Annotated in this window: 12 protein-coding genes and 4 tRNA genes; 1 reads left to right on the forward strand and 15 read right to left on the reverse strand. The window is 64.4% G+C overall.

What is annotated here, in order from left to right; genetic code table 11:
- Positions 1-71 precede the first annotated feature (71 nt).
- The 15 genes from rpoC to OC534_RS08320 all read right to left on the reverse strand — a co-directional run bounded on the left by rpoC (position 72) and on the right by OC534_RS08320 (position 16,529).
- Complete coding sequence (gene rpoC, locus OC534_RS08250; protein ID WP_017356007.1) at positions 72-4,307, reverse strand: DNA-directed RNA polymerase subunit beta'; 4,236 nt, start codon at positions 4,305-4,307, stop codon at positions 72-74.
- A gap of 91 nt (positions 4,308-4,398) precedes the next feature.
- On the reverse strand, positions 4,399-8,553 hold the full coding sequence (gene rpoB / locus OC534_RS08255; protein ID WP_017356006.1) for a DNA-directed RNA polymerase subunit beta: 4,155 nt from the start codon (positions 8,551-8,553) through the stop codon (positions 4,399-4,401).
- Between the two features lie 297 nt (positions 8,554-8,850).
- On the reverse strand, positions 8,851-9,219 hold the full coding sequence (gene rplL / locus OC534_RS08260) for a 50S ribosomal protein L7/L12 (RefSeq protein ID WP_017356005.1): 369 nt from the start codon (positions 9,217-9,219) through the stop codon (positions 8,851-8,853).
- 62 nt (positions 9,220-9,281) lie between these two features.
- Positions 9,282-9,815, reverse strand: coding sequence for a 50S ribosomal protein L10 (gene rplJ, locus OC534_RS08265; protein WP_017356004.1), 534 nt, complete (start codon positions 9,813-9,815; stop codon positions 9,282-9,284).
- 386 nt (positions 9,816-10,201) lie between these two features.
- The gene (rplA, locus tag OC534_RS08270; RefSeq protein WP_017356003.1) at positions 10,202-10,900 is read right to left on the reverse strand and encodes a 50S ribosomal protein L1; all 699 of its coding nucleotides are present in this window, start codon (positions 10,898-10,900) and stop codon (positions 10,202-10,204) included.
- A gap of 4 nt (positions 10,901-10,904) precedes the next feature.
- Entirely contained in the window at positions 10,905-11,333 is a 429-nt protein-coding gene (gene rplK / locus OC534_RS08275) for a 50S ribosomal protein L11 (RefSeq protein WP_017356002.1), read from the reverse strand.
- A 247-nt stretch (positions 11,334-11,580) separates the two neighbouring features.
- On the reverse strand, positions 11,581-12,141 hold the full coding sequence (nusG, locus tag OC534_RS08280) for a transcription termination/antitermination protein NusG (protein ID WP_017356001.1): 561 nt from the start codon (positions 12,139-12,141) through the stop codon (positions 11,581-11,583).
- Between the two features lie 10 nt (positions 12,142-12,151).
- Entirely contained in the window at positions 12,152-12,559 is a 408-nt protein-coding gene (gene secE, locus OC534_RS08285) for a preprotein translocase subunit SecE (RefSeq protein ID WP_017356000.1), read from the reverse strand.
- Between the two features lie 44 nt (positions 12,560-12,603).
- Positions 12,604-12,679: transfer RNA gene (locus tag OC534_RS08290), tRNA-Trp, on the reverse strand.
- A 102-nt stretch (positions 12,680-12,781) separates the two neighbouring features.
- Positions 12,782-13,972 (reverse strand): elongation factor Tu, encoded by a 1,191-nt coding sequence (gene tuf / locus OC534_RS08295; protein WP_136005519.1) that lies wholly within the window; start codon positions 13,970-13,972, stop codon positions 12,782-12,784.
- Between the two features lie 40 nt (positions 13,973-14,012).
- Positions 14,013-14,088: transfer RNA gene (locus OC534_RS08300), tRNA-Thr, on the reverse strand.
- Between the two features lie 47 nt (positions 14,089-14,135).
- Positions 14,136-14,209 (reverse strand) — tRNA-Gly (locus tag OC534_RS08305).
- A 28-nt stretch (positions 14,210-14,237) separates the two neighbouring features.
- Positions 14,238-14,323 (reverse strand) — tRNA-Tyr (locus tag OC534_RS08310).
- A 138-nt stretch (positions 14,324-14,461) separates the two neighbouring features.
- Positions 14,462-15,472: an isoaspartyl peptidase/L-asparaginase gene (locus tag OC534_RS08315; RefSeq protein WP_136007190.1), complete on the reverse strand. Its 1,011-nt coding sequence runs from the start codon at positions 15,470-15,472 to the stop codon at positions 14,462-14,464.
- 37 nt (positions 15,473-15,509) lie between these two features.
- Complete coding sequence (locus OC534_RS08320; RefSeq protein ID WP_166472641.1) at positions 15,510-16,529, reverse strand: cyanophycinase; 1,020 nt, start codon at positions 16,527-16,529, stop codon at positions 15,510-15,512.
- A 168-nt stretch (positions 16,530-16,697) separates the two neighbouring features.
- Here OC534_RS08320 and OC534_RS08325 point away from each other — a divergent pair, with 168 nt between their 5' ends.
- Positions 16,698-19,445, forward strand: a complete 2,748-nt coding sequence (locus OC534_RS08325; RefSeq protein WP_262071657.1) for a TonB-dependent receptor — start codon at positions 16,698-16,700, stop codon at positions 19,443-19,445.
- Positions 19,446-19,561: the final 116 nt, after the last annotated feature.

The raw sequence follows: 19,561 nt of genomic DNA on the forward strand, positions 1-19,561 counted from the left end.
TTCGAATGTTGTCGGACCCACGGTCCGCCGCGACGCGAAGGTGGTCCGACCCGGGGGCCGGACCGGGTTTCTCATTCCTCGCCCACCACCGGGTCGGCGTCGCTCGAATCGACCACGGCGACCGGTGCGGCGTCGGCCAGGACCGGAGTGCCGGCCAGGGTCTGCAGCTCCGAGTCGGTCAGGCCGGAGGCACCGCGACGACGCTGGGAGTGGTACGCCAGACCGGTACCCGCCGGGATCAGGCGGCCGACGATGACGTTCTCCTTCAGGCCGCGCAGGTTGTCCGAGGTGCCGCGGACGGCAGCTTCGGTCAGCACGCGGGTGGTTTCCTGGAACGACGCGGCCGAGATGAACGACTCGGTCGCCAGCGAGGCCTTGGTGATGCCCAGCAGCACCGGGTCGAAACGGGCCGGCAGTTCGTTGCGGACGGCCAGACGTGCATTTTCCTCGATGACGCGCTGGCGCTCGGCCTGCTCGCCATTCAGGAACTTGCTGCTGCCCTGGTCGGTGATTTCGACCTTGCGCAGCATCTGACGGGTGATCACTTCAATGTGCTTGTCGTTGATCTTCACGCCCTGCAGGCGGTACACGTCCTGGATTTCCTTGACCAGGTAGGCGGCCAGCGGCTCGACGCCCAGCAGACGCAGGATGTCCTGCGGGCTCGGTTCGCCGTCCACGATGGTTTCGCCCTTGGTCACGTGCTCGCCTTCGAACACGATGACCTGACGGTACTTCGGAATCAGTTCTTCGTGCTCCGAACCATCGGTGTCCTTGATGATCAGGCGCTGCTTGCCCTTGGTGTCCTTGCCGAAGCTGATGATGCCCGAACGCTCGGCCAGGATCGCCGGATCCTTCGGCTTGCGCGCTTCGAACAGATCGGCCACGCGCGGCAGACCACCGGTGATGTCGCGGGTCTTGGACGCTTCCTGCGGGATCTTGGCGACCACGTCGCCCACGCCGACGGCAGCGCCGTCCTGCAGGTTGACGATGGAGCGCGGCGGCAACAGGTACTGGGCCGGCAGATCGGTGTTCGGGATGGTCAGGTCATTGCCCTTGGCATCCACGATACGCACGATCGGACGCAGGTCCTTGGCCTGCGAACCGCGACGCTTCGGGTCGGTGATTTCACGCGAGGCCAGGCCGGTCAGTTCGTCGGTCTTCTCGATGACGGTGACGCCGTCGATGAAGTCGATGAAGCGGATGAAGCCGGCCACTTCGGACACGATCGGGTGGTTATGCGGATCCCAGTTGGCCACGGTCTGGCCAGCCTTCACTGCATCACCGTCCTTGGACGCGATCATCGAGCCGTAGGGCAGCTTGTAACGCTCGCGCTCACGGCCGTGCGCATCCAGCACCGAGATTTCGCCCGAACGCGACACCGCCACCAGCGAGCCATTGGCATGCTCGACGGACTTCAGGTTGTTGAACTTCACCGAACCGGTGGTCTTCACGGTGATGTTGTCCACCGCAGCCGCACGCGATGCCGCACCACCGATGTGGAACGTACGCATGGTGAGCTGGGTACCCGGCTCACCGATCGACTGTGCGGCGATGACGCCCACCGCTTCACCGATGTTGACGATGTGGCCACGGGCCAGATCGCGGCCGTAGCAGCGGCCGCAGACACCGAACGCCGAGGCGCACGAAATCGTCGAGCGCACCTTGATGCTCTGCACGCCGGCGTCTTCCAGCTTGGCCACCCACTGTTCGTCCAGCAGGGTGTTGCGGGTCACGATCGGATCTTCATCGTTGCCCGGCAGGAACACGTCCTCGGCCACGACGCGACCCAGCACGCGCTCCTTCAACGGCTCCACGACGTCGCCGCCTTCCACGATCGGGGTCATGGTCAGGCCTTCGGTGGTACCGCAATCCACCTCGGTGATGACCACGTCCTGCGCGACGTCGACCAGACGACGGGTCAGGTAACCCGAGTTCGCCGTCTTCAGCGCGGTATCGGCCAGACCCTTACGGGCACCGTGGGTGGAGTTGAAGTACTCCTGCACGTTCAGGCCTTCACGGAAGTTCGCCTTGATGGGCGTTTCGATGATCGAGCCATCCGGACGGGCCATCAGGCCACGCATACCGGCCAGCTGACGGATCTGCGCCTGCGAACCACGGGCACCGGAGTCGGCCATGATGTACAGCGAGTTCATCGACTTCTGGTCGATGGTCTCGCCCTTGGCGTTGACCACCTTCTCGGTACCGATGGTGTCCATCATCGCCTTGGCGATGCGTTCGTTGGTGCGCGACCAGATGTCGACCACCTTGTTGTAGCGCTCGCCGGCGGTGACCAGGCCCGACTGGTACTGCTCCTGGATTTCCAGCACTTCAGCCTCGGCCTCGGTGAGGATGCCGCGCTTTTCGTCCGGGATCAGCATGTCGTCGATGCCGATCGACACGCCGGCGCGGGTTGCGTAGGCGAAGCCGGTGTACATCAGCTTGTCGGCGAACACGACCGTGTCCTTCAAGCCCAGCTGACGGTAGCTGGAGTTGATCAGGCGGCTGATGTTCTTCTTGGTCAGCTCGACGTTGGCCAGGGCGAACGGCAGGCCTTCCGGCAGGATTTCGGCCAGCAGGGCACGACCGATCGTGGTGTCCACGATCGAGGTCTTGTTCTGCTTGTCGCCGTTCTCGTCGGTCACCACCTCGGTGATGCGGACCTTCACCTTGGCGTGCAGTTCCACCACGCGGTTGTCATAGGCGCGCTTGACTTCGGCGATGTTGGCGAAGGCCATGCCCTCGCCCTTCTTGTTTTCCAGGGCGCGGGTCATGTAGTACAGACCCAGCACCACGTCCTGCGACGGCACGATGATCGGCTCGCCGTTGGCCGGCGACAGGATGTTGTTGGTCGACATCATCAGCGCACGCGCTTCCAGCTGGGCTTCCAGCGAGAGCGGCACGTGGACGGCCATCTGGTCACCGTCGAAGTCGGCGTTGAACGCGGTGCAGACCAGCGGGTGCAGCTGGATGGCCTTGCCCTCGATCAGCACCGGCTCGAACGCCTGGATGCCCAGACGGTGCAGGGTCGGCGCACGGTTCAGCATCACCGGGTGCTCGCGGATGACCTCTTCCAGGATGTCCCAGACTTCGGCTTCTTCGCGCTCGACCAGCTTCTTGGCGGCCTTGATGGTGGTGGCCAGGCCACGACGCTGCAGCTTGGCGAACACGAACGGCTTGAACAGTTCCAGCGCCATCTTCTTCGGCAGGCCGCACTGGTGCAGGCGCAGGTACGGACCGACCACGATGACCGAACGGCCCGAGTAGTCCACGCGCTTGCCCAGCAGGTTCTGACGGAAGCGACCCTGCTTGCCCTTGATCATGTCGGCCAGCGACTTCAGCGGACGCTTGTTGGTGCCGGTGATGGCACGGCCACGACGGCCGTTGTCCAGCAGCGCATCGACCGATTCCTGCAGCATGCGCTTTTCATTGCGCACGATGATGTCCGGCGCGTTCAGCTCGAGCAGGCGGCGCAGGCGGTTGTTGCGGTTGATGACGCGGCGGTACAGGTCGTTCAGGTCGGAGGTCGCGAAGCGACCGCCGTCCAGCGGCACCAGCGGACGCAGGTCCGGCGGCAGCACCGGCAGCACGGTCATGACCATCCACTCGGGGCGGTTGCCCGACTCGAGGAAGGCCTCGACCAGCTTGATGCGCTTGGTCAGTCGCTTCAGCTTGGTTTCCGAACCGGTGCTGGCGATTTCTTCGCGCAGGCGGGTCATTTCCGACTGCAGGTCGATGGTGCGCAGCAGCTCGTACACGGCCTCGGCGCCCATTGCGGCGTCGAAGTCGTCACCGTGCTCCTGGCGTGCCTGCAGGTACTGCTCTTCGGTCAGCAGCTGGCGACGCTCCAGGGCGGTCAGGCCCGGCTCGGTCACCACATAGGCTTCGAAGTACAGCACGCGCTCGATGTCACGCAGGGTCATGTCCAGCATCAGGCCGATGCGCGACGGCAGCGACTTGAGGAACCAGATGTGCGCGACCGGGGACGCCAGGTCGATGTGGCCCATGCGCTCGCGGCGCACCTTGGCCAGGGTGACTTCGGTGCCGCACTTTTCGCAGACCACGCCGCGGTGCTTCATGCGCTTGTACTTGCCGCACAGGCACTCGTAGTCCTTGACCGGCCCGAAGATGGCGGCGCAGAACAGGCCGTCACGCTCCGGCTTGAAGGTACGGTAGTTGATGGTTTCCGGCTTCTTCACTTCGCCGAAGGACCACGAACGGATCAGATCCGGCGAGGCCAGCGCGATCTTGATCGCGTCGAAGTCCAGCGTCTGGCGCTGCTGGTTGAAGAGGTTCAGCAAGTCTTTCATGGTGTTTCTCCGAAAGGAGGAAATCTCGTGTCGATGGGGCTGTCAGGTCACATCCGGCGGCGCGGCTGCCGGGGCAGCCGCGCCTGCACGATCAGTTGCCGTCCAGTTCCATGTTGATGGCCAGCGAGCGGATTTCCTTCACGAGCACGTTGAAGGATTCCGGCATGCCCGCGACCATCTCGTGCTCACCGTCGACGATGTTCTTGTACATCTGGTTACGACCCTGCACGTCATCGGACTTCACCGTCAGCATTTCCTGCAGGGTGTAGGCCGCGCCGTAGGCTTCCAGCGCCCAGACTTCCATTTCACCGAAGCGCTGGCCGCCGAACTGCGCCTTGCCGCCCAGCGGCTGCTGGGTAACGAGCGAGTACGGGCCGGTCGAACGGGCGTGCATCTTGTCGTCGACCAGGTGGTTCAGCTTCAGGTAGTGCATGTAGCCGACGGTGGTGTGGCGATCGAACGCTTCACCGGTGCGGCCGTCATACAGCTGGGTCTGGCCGCTCAGCGGCAGGTCGGCGAGTTCGAGCATGCGCTTGATCTCGGCCTCGGTCGCACCGTCGAACACCGGGGTGGCCATCGGCACGCCATCGGTCAGGTTGTTGGCCAGACGCAGCAGTTCCTCATCGCTGAACTGCGACAGGTCCACGTGGTTGGCCACCTGGGTCTTGTCGTGGTTGTAGATGTCGTCCAGGAAGCTGCGCAGCTGGGTGATCGCGGCCTGCGCCTCGAGCATGCCCTGGATCTTGCGGCCCAGGCCCTTGGCGGCCCAGCCCAGATGCACTTCCAGGATCTGCCCGATGTTCATACGGGACGGCACGCCCAGCGGGTTCAGCACGATGTCCACGGTTTCGCCCGAAGCCATGTACGGCATGTCTTCGACCGGCACCACGTTGGAGACCACACCCTTGTTGCCGTGGCGGCCTGCCATCTTGTCGCCCGGCTGGATGCGGCGCTTCACGGCCAGGAACACCTTGACCATCTTCAGCACGCCCGGAGCCAGGTCGTCGCCCGCGGTGATCTTGCCGCGCTTGTCGGCGAAGCGACGCTCGAACTCCTTCTCGTGCGCCTGGATCTGCTTCTGCGCGCGCTCGATGGCTTCGGAGGCGTCCTCGTCCTTCATGCGCAGCGCGAACCAGTCAGCCTTCTTCAGGCCGTCCAGGTAGGCGTCGGTGACGCTGTCGCCCTTCTTCAGGCCGGCGCCGCCGTTGACCACCTTACCCACGATCTGCGAACGCAGACGGGCGTAGATGGCGCCTTCCAGGATGCGGAACTGGTCGTCGAAGTCCTTCTTGACGCGCTTGATCTCGTTTTCCTCGATCTGGCGCGCACGCTTGTCCTTCTCGATGCCGTCGCGGGTGAAGACCTGCACGTCGATGACGGTGCCGTCCATGCCCGGCGGCACGCGCAGCGAGCTGTCCTTAACGTCGGAGGCCTTCTCGCCGAAGATCGCGCGCAGCAGCTTCTCTTCCGGGGTCAGCTGGCTTTCGCCCTTCGGCGTGACCTTGCCGACCATGATGTCGCCGGCGCGGACTTCCGCACCGATGTACACCACGCCCGACTCGTCGAGGCGGTTCAGCGCCTGCTCGGAGACGTTCGGGATGTCGGCGGAGATTTCCTCCGGCCCCAGCTTGGTGTCACGCGCAACGCAGGTCAGCTCTTCGATGTGGATCGTGGTGTAACGATCCTCTTCCACCACGCGCTCGGAGAGCAGGATGGAGTCTTCGAAGTTGTAGCCGTTCCACGGCATGAACGCGATCAGCATGTTCTGGCCCAGGGCCAGTTCGCCGATGTCGGTGGACGGACCGTCGGCCAGCACGTCGCCGCGCGCCACCACGTTGCCCACTTCGACCAGCGGACGCTGGTTGATGCAGGTGTTCTGGTTGGAGCGGGTGTACTTGATCAGGTTGTAGATGTCCACGCCGGCGTCGGTCGCGTCGGTGATCTCCGACTCGTTGACCTTGACCACGATGCGGCCGGCGTCGATCTGCACGATCTCGCCGCCACGACGGGCGTTCACGGTCACACCCGAGTCGCGGGCCACGGCGCGTTCGATACCGGTACCCACCAGCGGCTTCTGCGCACGCAGGGTCGGCACGGCCTGGCGCTGCATGTTGGCGCCCATCAGTGCACGGTTGGCGTCATCGTGCTCCAGGAACGGAACCAGCGCGGCAGCGATCGACACGGTCTGCATCGGCGAGACGTCCATGAAGTGGACTTCCGCCGGCGGCTTCAGCAGCGACTCACCCTGGTAACGGCACGGCACGAACTGCTCGGTGAGCATGCTCTTGGCGTCGGTCAGGGCGTTGGCCTGCGCGATGACGTATTCGTTCTCTTCGATCGCCGACAGGAACTCGATCTCGTCGGAGACCTTGCCGTCGGACACCTTGCGGTACGGGGTCTCGAGGAAGCCGTACTGGTTGGTGCGGGCGTACACGGCCAGCGAGTTGATCAGGCCGATGTTCGGGCCTTCCGGGGTTTCGATGGTGCAGACGCGGCCGTAATGGGTCGGGTGCACGTCGCGCACTTCGAAGCCGGCGCGTTCGCGGGTCAGACCGCCCGGGCCCAGTGCGGACACGCGGCGCTTGTGCGTCACTTCCGACAGCGGGTTGTTCTGATCCATGAACTGGGACAGCTGCGAGGAGCCGAAGAACTCCTTGATGGCAGCGGCGACCGGCTTGGCGTTGATCAGCTCCTGCGGGGTCAGGCCTTCGGACTCGGCCATCGACAGGCGCTCCTTGACCGCGCGCTCGACGCGGACCAGGCCCACGCGGAACACGTTCTCGGCCATTTCGCCGACCGAACGGACGCGACGGTTGCCCAGGTGATCGATGTCATCGACCACGCCACGACCGTTGCGGATCTCGGTCAGCACCTTGATCACGTCCAGGATGTCGGAGCTCTCGCCATGCTCGGCGACCAGGCGCTTGGACTCTTCGTCGTTGCGCTCGCCAAAATACTTGCGGTCGTACAGCACGGCTTCGCCGGTGACTTCCTTGCGGCCGACACGACGGTTGAACTTCATGCGGCCGACCGTGGACAGGTCGTAGCGCTCGAAGGTGAAGAACAGGTTGTGGAACAGGTTCTGCGCGGCGTCCTTGGTCGGCGGCTCGCCCGGACGCATCATGCGGTAGATTTCGACCAGGGCTTCCAGCTGGGTCTTGGTCGGATCGATGCGCAGGGTGTTGGACAGGTACGGACCACGATCAAGATCGTTCACCCACAGGGTGCCCACGGCATCCACGCCGGCCTTGCGGAAGGCCTGCAGCTGCTCGTCGGTGATTTCGTCGTTGGCCTGGGCCAGCAGCTCTCCGGTGTTGGCGTCGACCACGTCGTGCGACAGGATGCGGCCGACGATGTAGTCGTCCGGCACGGCCAGGGCGGCAATGCCCGAGGCTTCCAGCTGCTTGACGTGACGCGCGGTGATGCGCTTGCCGGCTTCCACGATGACCTTGTCGCCATCGGCCAGGTCGAAGTTCAGGGTCTCGCCGCGCAGGCGCTCGGAGACCAGTTCGAGCTGCACGCCTTCATCGGGGTTGATGTGGAACGTGTTGATCTCGAAGAACTCGGCCAGCATTTCTTCGTTGCTGTAGCCCAGCGCACGCAGCAGGATCGACACCGGCAGCTTGCGGCGACGGTCGATACGGGTGAACAGCGCGTCCTTCGGGTCGAACTCGAAGTCCAGCCAGGAGCCGCGGTAGGGAATGATGCGGGCGCTGTACAGCAGCTTGCCCGAGCTGTGGGTCTTGCCACGGTCGTGGTCGAAGAACACGCCCGGCGAGCGGTGCAGCTGCGACACGATGACGCGCTCGGTACCGTTGACGATGAAGGTGCCGTTCTCGGTCATCAGCGGGATCTCGCCGAGATAGACCTCCTGCTCCTTCACGTACTTGATGGCCTTGGTGGACGACTCACGGTCGTAGATCACCAGGCGCACGGTCACGCGCAGCGGCGCGCCGTAGCTCATGCCACGCTGGCGGCACTCGCGCTCGTCGAACACGGGATCGCCGAGCTTGTAGCCGACGTACTCCAGGGCAGCGTTGCCGCTGTAGCTGGAAATCGGGAACACCGACTTCAGGGCCGCGTGCAGACCGTGGTCCGTGCGCTTGGCCGGATCGACGTTTTCCTGCAGGAATTCACGGTAGGAATCCACCTGGATGGCGAGCAGGAACGGCACTTCGAGGATCGAGCGCTGCTTGCCGAAATCCTTGCGGATACGCTTCTTTTCGGTGAACGAATAAGACGTCATGAGGTATCACCTTGGCTGTGCGGATCGTGCGTCCACGACCCGAAGGGAAACTGAAATTGTCAGTTGGAAGTCGCTGGTATTGCCGGCACCAGCACGCCTTCTCCCGCTACTTCCAACTGCCAACTCGTCTGCATCCACTACCCTGCCCGCGCGCCGGGGCGCTGCTGTGGCGGGGCATGACCGCAGCCCGTGTTGGGCTAGTTACATCAGGTACTGCATGAAACGACCAAAGGCCGGGGGCTTACGCCCCCAGCCTTGGCTGCATCGCCGTGATTCGATGGCGAGGCAAGGAAGTGCTTACTTGACTTCGACAGTCGCGCCAGCAGCTTCCAGGTCCTTCTTGAACTTGGCAGCGTCGTCCTTCGAAGCGCCTTCCTTGATCATGCCGCCGGCTTCAGCCAGGTCCTTCGCTTCCTTCAGGCCCAGGCCGGTGATGGCGCGGACAGCCTTGATGACTTCGACCTTCTTGTCGCCGGCCGACTTCAGGATGACGTCGAACTCGGTCTGCTCTTCGACGGCAGCAGCCGGGCCAGCGGCAGCAGCCACGGCGACCGGAGCAGCGGCGGAGACGCCGAACTTCTCTTCGATGGCCTTGACCAGCTCCATCACTTCCATCAGGGACTTCTCGGCGATGGCGTCGACGATCTGTTCGTTGGTAAGGGACATTTTGATTACCTTTGGATAATTTTCTGGGTTGAGGTTCCGTTCGGAACCACGGAAACGTCGACTCAGGCGGTCTCGGCGACCGGTTCAGCAGCGTCAGCGGTTTCACCGCCATTCTGCTTGTCACCGATGGCCTTGATGGCGCGGGCGAACATCGTGACCGGCTCGGTCAGGACGCGGGCCAGCATGGCCAGGGCCTGATCGCGGGTCGGCAGCGATGCCAGCACGTCAACGTGGCTGGCCGGGAACACTTCACCACCAATCGAAACGACCTTGGCCTTGAGCTTGTCGTTGGTCTTGGCAGCTTCCTTGATCAGGCGACCGGCAGCGCCGGGCTCCTCGAGCGAGAACGCATACAGCAGCGGACCAACCAGCTTGTCCTGTGCGACTGCGAACTCGGTGCCTTCAACGGCACGCGAAGCCAGGGTGTTCTTGACAACTTTCAAGAAAACGCCGGTTTCGCGAGCCTGCTTGCGCATCGCGGTCATCTGGGCGACCGTGGTGCCAGCGTATTCGGCTGCGATCAAGGAGTGGGCCTTGGCGGCGACGTCTGCCAGCTCGGCGACTACTTCTTGCTTCTGGGACAGATTGAGAGCCATTGCACTCCTCCAATTGAACTCCGCTTACGGCTCCTGCCGTGTGCGGTCCTGGGCGGCATCCGTCCTGGACACCGGGAACATCGGGACGATGTTCCAAGGGTGGGCCGTTCTAGACCTGGATGGCCAACCTGGGAGAACCCAGACGTGCGTAAACCAGAAAAACTCCAGAAGGGCACCATCTACGCAGGGTGATTCCCGGGGGAATCGATTAAGCGATCGGTACTGCGCCGGCGGCGACTCCCTGCCAATGCGAGCATCCGTGCCCGTCGCCGGTGTGCAACGACCGCGCCTGCGGTCTTTGACGGCTATCGTCGCGGGCATGCCCGCTCGGATTGCCTTCAAATGTCACGGGTACGCGACCGGAGCCGCGTACCCGCTTGAAACGATTACTTCAGGGTCAGCGACGACTGGTCGACGGTGACGCCCGGGCCCATCGTCGAGCTGACCGAAACCTTCTGCAGGTAGGTGCCCTTCGAGGTAGCCGGCTTGGCCTTGATCAGGTCCATCAGCAGCGCCTGCAGGTTCGACTTCAGCGCGTCTTCGGCGAAGTCGGCCTTGCCGATGGTGCAGTGGATGATGCCGGCCTTGTCGGTGCGGTAACGCACCTGACCCGACTTGGCATTCTTGACGGCTTCGCCCGGGTTGGCCGAGACGGTGCCGACCTTCGGGTTCGGCATCAGGCCGCGCGGGCCGAGCACGGTGCCCAGCTTACCCACGACGCGCATGGCGTCCGGGGTCGCGATCACGACGTCGTAGTTCAGATCGCCGGCCTGCATCTTCTCGGCCAGGTCGTCCATGCCGACGGCTTCCGCGCCAGCGGCCAGGGCTTCGTCAGCCTTGGCACCGGCCGGGGCGAAGACGGCAACGCGCACGCTCTTGCCGGTACCGGCCGGCAGCACGGTGGAACCGCGCACCTGCTGGTCGGACTTCTTGGCGTCCACGCCCAGGCGCACGGCAACGTCGAAGGACTCGACGAACTTGGCCTTGGTAGCGGTCTTCAGGATCTTGATCGCGTCCTCGAAGGCATATGCCTTGCCCGGGACGACGGCGGCCTTGATGGCCTTCTCACGCTTGGTCTGTGCCATCTTCTTAACCCTCCACCACGAGGCCCATGGAACGGGCAGAACCGGCAATCGTGCGCACCGCGGCGTCCAGGTCGGCGGCCGTCAGGTCGGCTTCCTTGGTCTTGGCGATTTCTTCCAGCTGCTTACGGGTCACCTTGCCCACCTTGTCGGTGTTCGGGCGCTTGGAGCCCGAGGAGATGCCAGCAGCCTTCTTGAGCAGCACGGCAGCCGGGGTGCTCTTGGTGATGAAGGTGAAGGTACGGTCCGAGTAGGCCGTGATGATCACCGGGACCGGCAGACCCGGCTCCAGCTTCTGCGTGGCAGCATTGAAGGCCTTGCAGAATTCCATGATGTTCAGGCCGCGCTGACCCAGCGCAGGACCGACCGGCGGCGAGGGGTTGGCCTGACCGGCCTTCACCTGCAGCTTGATATAACCGACAACTTTCTTTGCCATGTGAGTACTCTCCGGGTGCTAGCGCCTTGCGACAACAGGCTCCCCATCGGACCGGGAATCACGCGTCCCGGCATCGCGTTTTGAAAATTCACGCAGAAGGCCACCTCGCGGCGGCCCTTGCTTTTGCCAGCTTCCTGGCAGGAAGCCGCGCACTATATCAGGTTTTTGGAGTGGTGCGTGAATGCGGCCGGGCAGCGCTCGGCGCGACTGTCGCGGGATCCACGGATCCCGCCAGTCAACTCGTGGGTCAGACGGCCTTTTCGACCTGGCCGAACTCGAGTTCGACCGGGGTGGCACGCCCGAAGATCAGCACCGAGACGCGCAGACGGCTCTTCTCGTAGTTGACCTCTTCGACAACGCCATTGAAGTCGTTGAACGGACCTTCGGTGACGCGGACCATCTGGCCCGGCTCGAACAGCACCTTCGGACGGGGCTTTTCCACACCTTCCTGAACACGATCCAGGATGGCGGCAGCCTCTTCGTCACGGATCGGCAGCGGGCGATCGGCGGTGCCGCCGATGAAACCCATCACCTTGGAGGTGTCTTTCACCAGGTGCCAGCTTTCGTTGTCGATGCGCGGGATACCGTTTTCTTCGTGGGTCTCGATCTGGACCAGCACGTAGCCCGGGAAGAACTTGCGCTCGGAACGACGCTTCTGGCCGGAGCGCATTTCAACCACTTCCTCGGTCGGGACCAGGACGTCACCGAAGCGCTCCTGCATCTCGTCACGCACGATGCGATCGCGCAGAGCCTGCGCCACCGACTTTTCGAAGCCCGAATAGGCGTGAACGACGTACCAACGCTTCACTGGTTTCTCCTTATCGACCCAGGAACCACTGGGTCGCTTTCTGAATCAGGAAATCAAATCCGCCCAGGACCAGGCTGAGGATGATCACGACAACGACCACCACCCAGGTCATGCGGATGGCTTCCTGGCGGGTCGGCCAGACCACCTTGCGCAGTTCGAAACGCGATTCGGAAAGGAATTCACGCGTGTCGCGACCCTTGCCGGTCAGCAGGAACACGCCAAGGCCGGCCACCAGGCCAACCACAACGGCCAGACCGCGAAGCGGACCGGCCCATGCACTCTGGGAAGCATGCTCGGGAGCACCGAACCAGAACCAAGCAAAAAGACCCGCAACAACCAGAATGGCTGCAACGGCGTACTTGACGATATCACCCCCACTGGAGGCGTTGTCTTTGGAATGCTCGATCTTGCTGTTCATCCGGCTCTGGCTGCAGTGGCGGCATGGCCGCTGGAAGGGAGAAGTGGCACGCCAGGAGGGACTCGAACCCCCAACCTGCGGTTTTGGAGACCGCTGCTCTGCCAATTGAGCTACTGGCGTACTGAAAAAACTTGCCTTCCCTAAGACAGCGAAGGCGGACCGAGGTTCCCGGCCCGCCATTCGCGAGACCGGCAGCGCTATGCAACCGCCGGTAGTGCAAACTTACTCGATGATCTTGGAGACCACGCCGGCGCCGACGGTGCGGCCGCCTTCGCGGATCGCGAAGCGCAGACCGTCGTCCATTGCGACCGGGTTGATCAGGGTGACGACCATCTTGATGTTGTCGCCCGGCATGACCATTTCCACGCCTTCCGGCAGCTCGACCGCACCGGTGATGTCGGTGGTACGGAAGTAGAACTGCGGACGGTAGCCCTTGAAGAACGGGGTGTGGCGGCCGCCTTCGTCCTTGGACAGGACGTAGACTTCGGCGTCGAACTTGGTGTGCGGCTTGATCGAACCCGGCTTGGCCAGGACCTGGCCACGCTCGACGTCGTCACGCTTGGTGCCGCGCAGCAGCAGACCGGCGTTGTCGCCTGCCTGACCCTGGTCGAGCAGCTTGCGGAACATTTCCACGCCGGTGACGGTGGTCTTCTGGACCGGACGGATACCGACGATTTCGATTTCTTCGCCGACCTTGATCACGCCGCGCTCGATACGACCGGTCACCACGGTGCCGCGGCCCGAGATCGAGAACACGTCTTCCACCGGCATCAGGAACGGCTTGTCGATGTCGCGTTCCGGGGTCGGAATCCAGCTGTCGAGCGCCTCGACCAGCTTGATCACGGCCGGCACGCCGATGTCGCTCTGGTCGCCTTCCAGCGCCAGACGGGCCGAACCGGCGATGATCGGGGTGTCGTCGCCCGGGAAGTCGTACTTGCTCAGCAGCTCGCGGACTTCCATTTCGACCAGTTCCAGCAGCTCGGCGTCGTCCACCATGTCGGCCTTGTTCAGGAACACGACGATGTACGGCACGCCGACCTGACGCGACAGCAGGATGTGCTCGCGGGTCTGCGGCATCGGGCCGTCAGCGGCCGAGCACACCAGGATCGCGCCGTCCATCTGGGCAGCACCGGTGATCATGTTCTTGACGTAGTCGGCGTGGCCCGGGCAATCCACGTGGGCGTAATGACGCTCGGTGGATTCATATTCGACGTGCGCGGTCGAGATCGTGATGCCACGTGCCTTTTCTTCCGGCGCGGCGTCGATCGCGGAGTAATCCTTGAACTCGCCACCGAAGCGCTCGGCGCCGATCTTGGTCAGTGCGGCGGTCAGCGTGGTCTTGCCGTGGTCGACGTGACCGATGGTGCCGACGTTGACGTGCGGCTTGGTGCGCTCGAACTTACCCTTGGCCATGGCTGCTTATCTCGAATCGTCTGAAGTGTGGTGCACTAGATGGTGCTCACGAAAGGAATCGAACCTTCGACCTCCTCCTTACCAAGGAGGTGCTCTACCGACTGAGCTACGTGAGCGAGTTTTGTATTATGGCACGAATTTGAATATATTCAAACTCATTCAATGGAGCGGGAGACGGGGATCGAACCCGCACCATCAGCTTGGAAGGCTGAGGTTCTACCATTGAACTACTCCCGCATCGGAAGCTCTTGCCACAACATGAAACTGGTGGAGGGAGGTGGATTCGAACCACCGAAGGCGTAAGCCAGCAGATTTACAGTCTGCCCCCGTTGGCCGCTTGGGTATCCCTCCTTACCACCCTGTCCCGTTGCGCCGAAGCGTTTTCGGTGTGGGGTGGAAGAGCCGTGAATTTTGGGGGTGAACGAGGGTTCTGTCAACAACCTTTTTGAATTTTTTCACACGAATTTCGAATTGCCCTGCGATTGCAGGCTATTGGCCTGGCAGCGGCAGTGGTTCGTCGGCAAAGATCGCCACGTGCGGCACGCCGTCGGCGCCGATCCAGCCCCGGTACATGCCCTGCGTATTGAACGGCGTCGCGGCACGACCGTCGGCCGAGAGCACGATCGCGCCACCATCGCCGCCGAGCGCGGGAATGCGCTCATTGATCACCGCGCGCCCTGCTTCGTCCGGACCCTGCTTTAGGTACTGCATGCGCGCACAGATGTCGTGGGCCGCCGCCGTACGGATGTAGAACTCGCCCCAGCCCGTACCCGACACCGCGCAGGTCGCGTTGGCGTATGTGCCGGCACCGATGATCGGCGAATCGCCGACCCGGCCATAGCGCTTGTTGGTCATGCCGCCGGTGGACGTGCCCGCCGCCAGCCTGCCCTGGGCGTCCAGCGCCACGGCGCCGACGGTACCGAAGTGACGTGCGGTCTCCAGATCGGCATGCGCCTGGCCGGCCGCGTCCTCGCGGAGTGCCTTCTGCAGCTGCTGCCAGCGTTTTTCAGTGCGGAAGTACGACGGATCGACCAGCGCGATGTGCTGGGTGGCGGCGAAGGTCTCGGCGCCCTCGCCCACCATCATCACGTGCGGGGAATGCTGCATCACCGCGTTGGCCAGCAGGATCGGATTGCGTACCCGGTGCACGCCCGCGACGGCGCCGGCCTTGAGGGTGGCGCCGTCCATCAGCGAGGCGTCCAGCTCGTTGCGCCCGTCATGGGTGAACACGGCGCCCTTGCCGGCATTGAAGGTGGGGTCATCCTCCAGCACCGTGATCGCGGCGGTGACCGCCTCCAGCGCCGGGCGACCCGCCGCGAGTGCCTGGTGTCCCTTCACAAGCGCCTGGCGCAGCGCCGTGCGCGCCGCCGCTTCCTCGGTGGGCGACAGATCCCCGCGCTCGACCCCTGCGCCACCGTGGATCACCAGGACAGGCTCGGCCGCCGATGCAAGCGGGCTCGACAGGCACAACGACAGCAGCAACGCGGTTCGGCGGGTCATGACAGGGTCTCCGGCAGGCAAGACCCCCATCATGGCGTCAGCGGGGCTGCAGTTCCAAGGCCCCGTCGCGGATATCGGCGGTGATCTGGAACGCCGGATCGTCGACCCGGAACCCGTCCAGGTGCAGACGGCTGGCACTGCCCACACCGGTGACGGGGATCGCGTGGAAGTCCAGCGGCTCGCCATCGCGCAGGCGGTCGGCGGTGTGGCGCGGCATGACCAGCCAGGCGTACCCGTCGTCGTTGCTGAACACACGGCCGCGACCATCGGCCTCGACGCACAGGGCGGTGTCTTCGTCCACGCCGATGCCGACCATGTCCGGCCGCCCGCTCTGCCGCGCGGCACGAGCGACGAAGACGATCAGGCGACCGAGCCGGTCACGCTTGCCGAAATGGGTGTCGGTGACCACGTTCGACAGGTACGGCATGGTCAGGAAATCGTTGTCCAGCGTCACCGCACTGCCCATCGGGTCCTGCAGCGCCCGGTCCGAAGTGATGCTGCCGCCATCCAGTGCGCCGTAGCTGTAGCCGCCGAGAATGGCCAGACCGGCACTGGTGCCGGCGATGGGACGGCCGGCGCGCACATGGGCGTTGAGGGCGTCATTGAGGGCGGTGCCCTTCCAGAAGCGGATGTAGCGCGACTGGTCGCCACCGGCGATGAAGATCGCATCGGCCGCGGCCACCACCTGCAGGACATTGGGGTCATCGGCGGCGCGGCGGCTGTCGAAGACCAGGGTCTGGACGGTGCTCACACCGCCGATGTCGCGGTAGAGGCGCTCCTGGAGCTCATCGCCGCCCGACGCGCGCAGGATCACCACCCGACCGTGGCCGGCGCGCTCCAGCCACCACGCGAAGGCGGCCGGCACCCACTCGCCGCCACCCATGAGCATCATCGCCGGCTCGGTCCGGGCGGCCCGCGGCGCGTCCAGGTCACCGATCTCGTAGTAGCGGTAGCCCGGCTCCTGCAGGCTGCGCGACGACTGGCCCTGGGCCGGCAGCGCCAGGACAGCCAGCAGCAGCCAGAGGAGCGGTCTGAAACGGCGGAAAGCCTTGTGCACGTTGATCTCCCTGAACAGATCGGGGGTGTAAGCGCTTTCACTCTTTGCCAGAGAACATGGCAGTGGTCAACCCCATGAAAAAGGCGTTAAATGCGCGCCGTCCATTCGCGAAATGTGAATGGGGGACAGGCCTCCCTCGAGGCCGACACTTTCTTCTCGAGAATTCTCATGCGTAAACAGGCGATGGCGTGGTCGATCCAGCTGGCGTTGATGGGTGTGGCCGCGACTGCGGCGGCCCAGTCGGCCGCCCCCGGAGTGCAGCAACTGGACACGGTGCAGGTCACCGGCTCGCGCATTCCGCGCGCGCAGGTGGAAGGACCCGCACCGGTCACGGTGATCACCGCCGAGCAGATCCAGGCCAGCGGCTTCACCAGCGTGCCGGACGTGCTCCGTTCCATGACCCAGAACGGCGGTGAGACCCAGAGCCAGCAGTCCTCCAGCGGCGCGGACTTCTCGCCGGGTGCGCAGCAGGTCGACCTGCGCGGCCTCGGCCCCAACCACACCCTGGTGCTGGTCAACGGCCGCCGCATCGCCGACTTCCCGATGCCCTTCCAGGGCCGCAGCAACTTCACCGACGTCTCCAACATTCCGATCGGGATGATCGAGCGGATCGAAGTACTGACCGGCAGCGCCTCGGCGATCTACGGGTCGGACGCGATCGCCGGCGTGGTCAACTTCATCCTCAAGAAGCGGGTGGATGGCACCACGGTGGACGTGCGCATGGGCACGACCAGCGAAGGCGGCGGCGAGTCGTTCGACATGAGCATTGCCAGCGGCTTCGACGCCGGTCGCTTCAGCGCGGTGTACAGCCTGGAACTGCAGTCGCAGACACCGCTGTGGGCCTATGAGCGCGAGCAGCAGGACTCCACCCTGGACGCGCCGACCGACAGCGCCCGCGCCGCGCGCCGTGCCTACCTGCGCACCGACTGGAACGACGACTACCTGGACCCGGGCCAGGCCACCTGCGATGCACTGGCCGGCCAGAACAACGGCAGCACCCACTACGCCGAACGCGCGCGCTACGGCTTCTACTGCGGCAGCGACCGCTCGATCGGCTACGGCACGATCCTGAGCAAGCGTCGCGGCGCCAATGGCTACGCGTCGCTGAACTACGCCTTCGACAATGGCGCCAGCTGGTTTGCCGACGTGCAGATGGGCTACCACGACATCGCGCTGATGCGCGATGTGACCCAGTGGGGCCGCATGGCCGCCGACGGCAATGAGGACGGCTACTTCTACAACCAGGCCACCGACCAGGTCGAGTTCTGGCAGCGCCAGTTCTCGCCCGAAGAAATGGGCGGGCTGCGCAACGGCATGATCCGCAGCACGCAGAAGACCTTCAGCGTCACCACCGGCTTCAAAGGCAGCCTGAACGGGGCGTGGGACTACGAGGCCTCGTTGAGCCATTCGCAGTACCAGTCGTCGATCCGCTGGCCGCAGATCGTTGCGGCCAAGGCCAACGCGCTGTTCCTTGGCGAGCAGCTCGGCGAGTACACCGACGATGACGACAACGTCTTTCCGATCTTCAACGCCGACCCGGCACGTCTTTACCGCCCGCTGAGCCGCGCCGAATACGATTCGATTGCCGCGCGCACGACCTATACGCCGAAGTCGCGCACCGACACCGTCGCCCTGACGCTGACCAACGGCGAACTGTTCGAGCTGCCGGGCGGCAAGGCCGGTTTTGCGGCCACCGCGGAGTTCGGCAACCAGTCCTACGCCCTCAACCCCGATCCGCTGGCCACGCAGTACTACTACTACAGCTGGAAGGACTCCGACGGCCACGGCAGCCGCAACCGCTGGGCCACCGCCGCCGAACTGCGCCTGCCGCTGCACGACACGCTCAATGTGAGCGTGGCCGGTCGCTACGACCAGTACCGCTACTCGGGCAACAGCATCGGCAAGGCGACCTGGAGTGGCGGCATCGAGTGGCGCCCGATCGATACGCTGCTGGTGCGCGGCTCCTACGGCACGGCGTTCCGCGCGCCGGACCTGCACTACGTGTACGCCGGGCCGGGCAACGACGAGACCAGCAACAACGACTACTACACATGCCAGCTGGACCAGGCCGACGACTGCTCGGACTACGAGGAAGACCTGATCCGCACGCGCGAGGGCAATCGCAGGCTCGACCCGGAAACCAGCACGTCGTGGAGTGCCGGCTTCGTGTGGTCGCCGGCCATCGGGCTGGATCTGTCGGTGGACTGGTTTGACATCGATATGCGCGACCAGGTGCAGGACATGGACGTGGGCACCATCCTGCGCGACGAGGCGGCCTGCCGTCTGGGCGGCGCGGACCCGACCTCGCCGACCTGCGTGGATGCGATCGCCCGGGTCACCCGCACCAGCGACGGCCGCCTGTACGGCGTGCACGTCAACCCGATCAACATCGCCCGCGAAACCACCCGCGGCATCGATGTGGGCCTGCGCTACCGCCTGCCGACGTCCATCGGCGACTTCACCCTCAGTGGCAACCACACCTGGGTGAAGACGCACGATTTCCAGCAGTTCGACGGCGACGTGGTCGAAGACCAGTTCGCGGTCAACAGCGGCTTCGACATCCCGCGCACCAAGACCAGCGCCAGCATCACCTGGGAAAAGGACGCCTGGTCGGCCACCGTGTACGGCTCGCGCCTGGGCAGGCTGCCCACCTACGACAGCTACGATCAGAGCTTCGATCCGGACAGCGGCGACAGCCCGTGGATCGGCGCGACCTACCGCTACAACGTGTCGGTGCAGTACCGCTTCGACGACCACGCACGCCTGTCGCTGTCGGTGGTCAACGTGGGCAACAAGATGCCGCCCAAGGACGCGACCTACACCCCGTACCCGTATTACGACGTGTCCTGGTTCGACACCGTCGGCCGCACGATCAACCTGCAGTACACCCACAAGTTCGGCGGTACGCCGCTGTAAGGCGCCTGCCAGGGGACGCAGCAGGAAGGACGGAGGCACTGCCTCCGTCCTTTTTTTTTGGGGGCGCTGGCCCCGAGTGGAGAACGTGCGCGGGTTTTCCACATGACACGTGGAGA

The organism is Stenotrophomonas sp. Marseille-Q5258 (assembly GCF_946900935.1).
Classification (GTDB): Bacteria; Pseudomonadota; Gammaproteobacteria; order Xanthomonadales; family Xanthomonadaceae; genus Stenotrophomonas; species Stenotrophomonas nematodicola.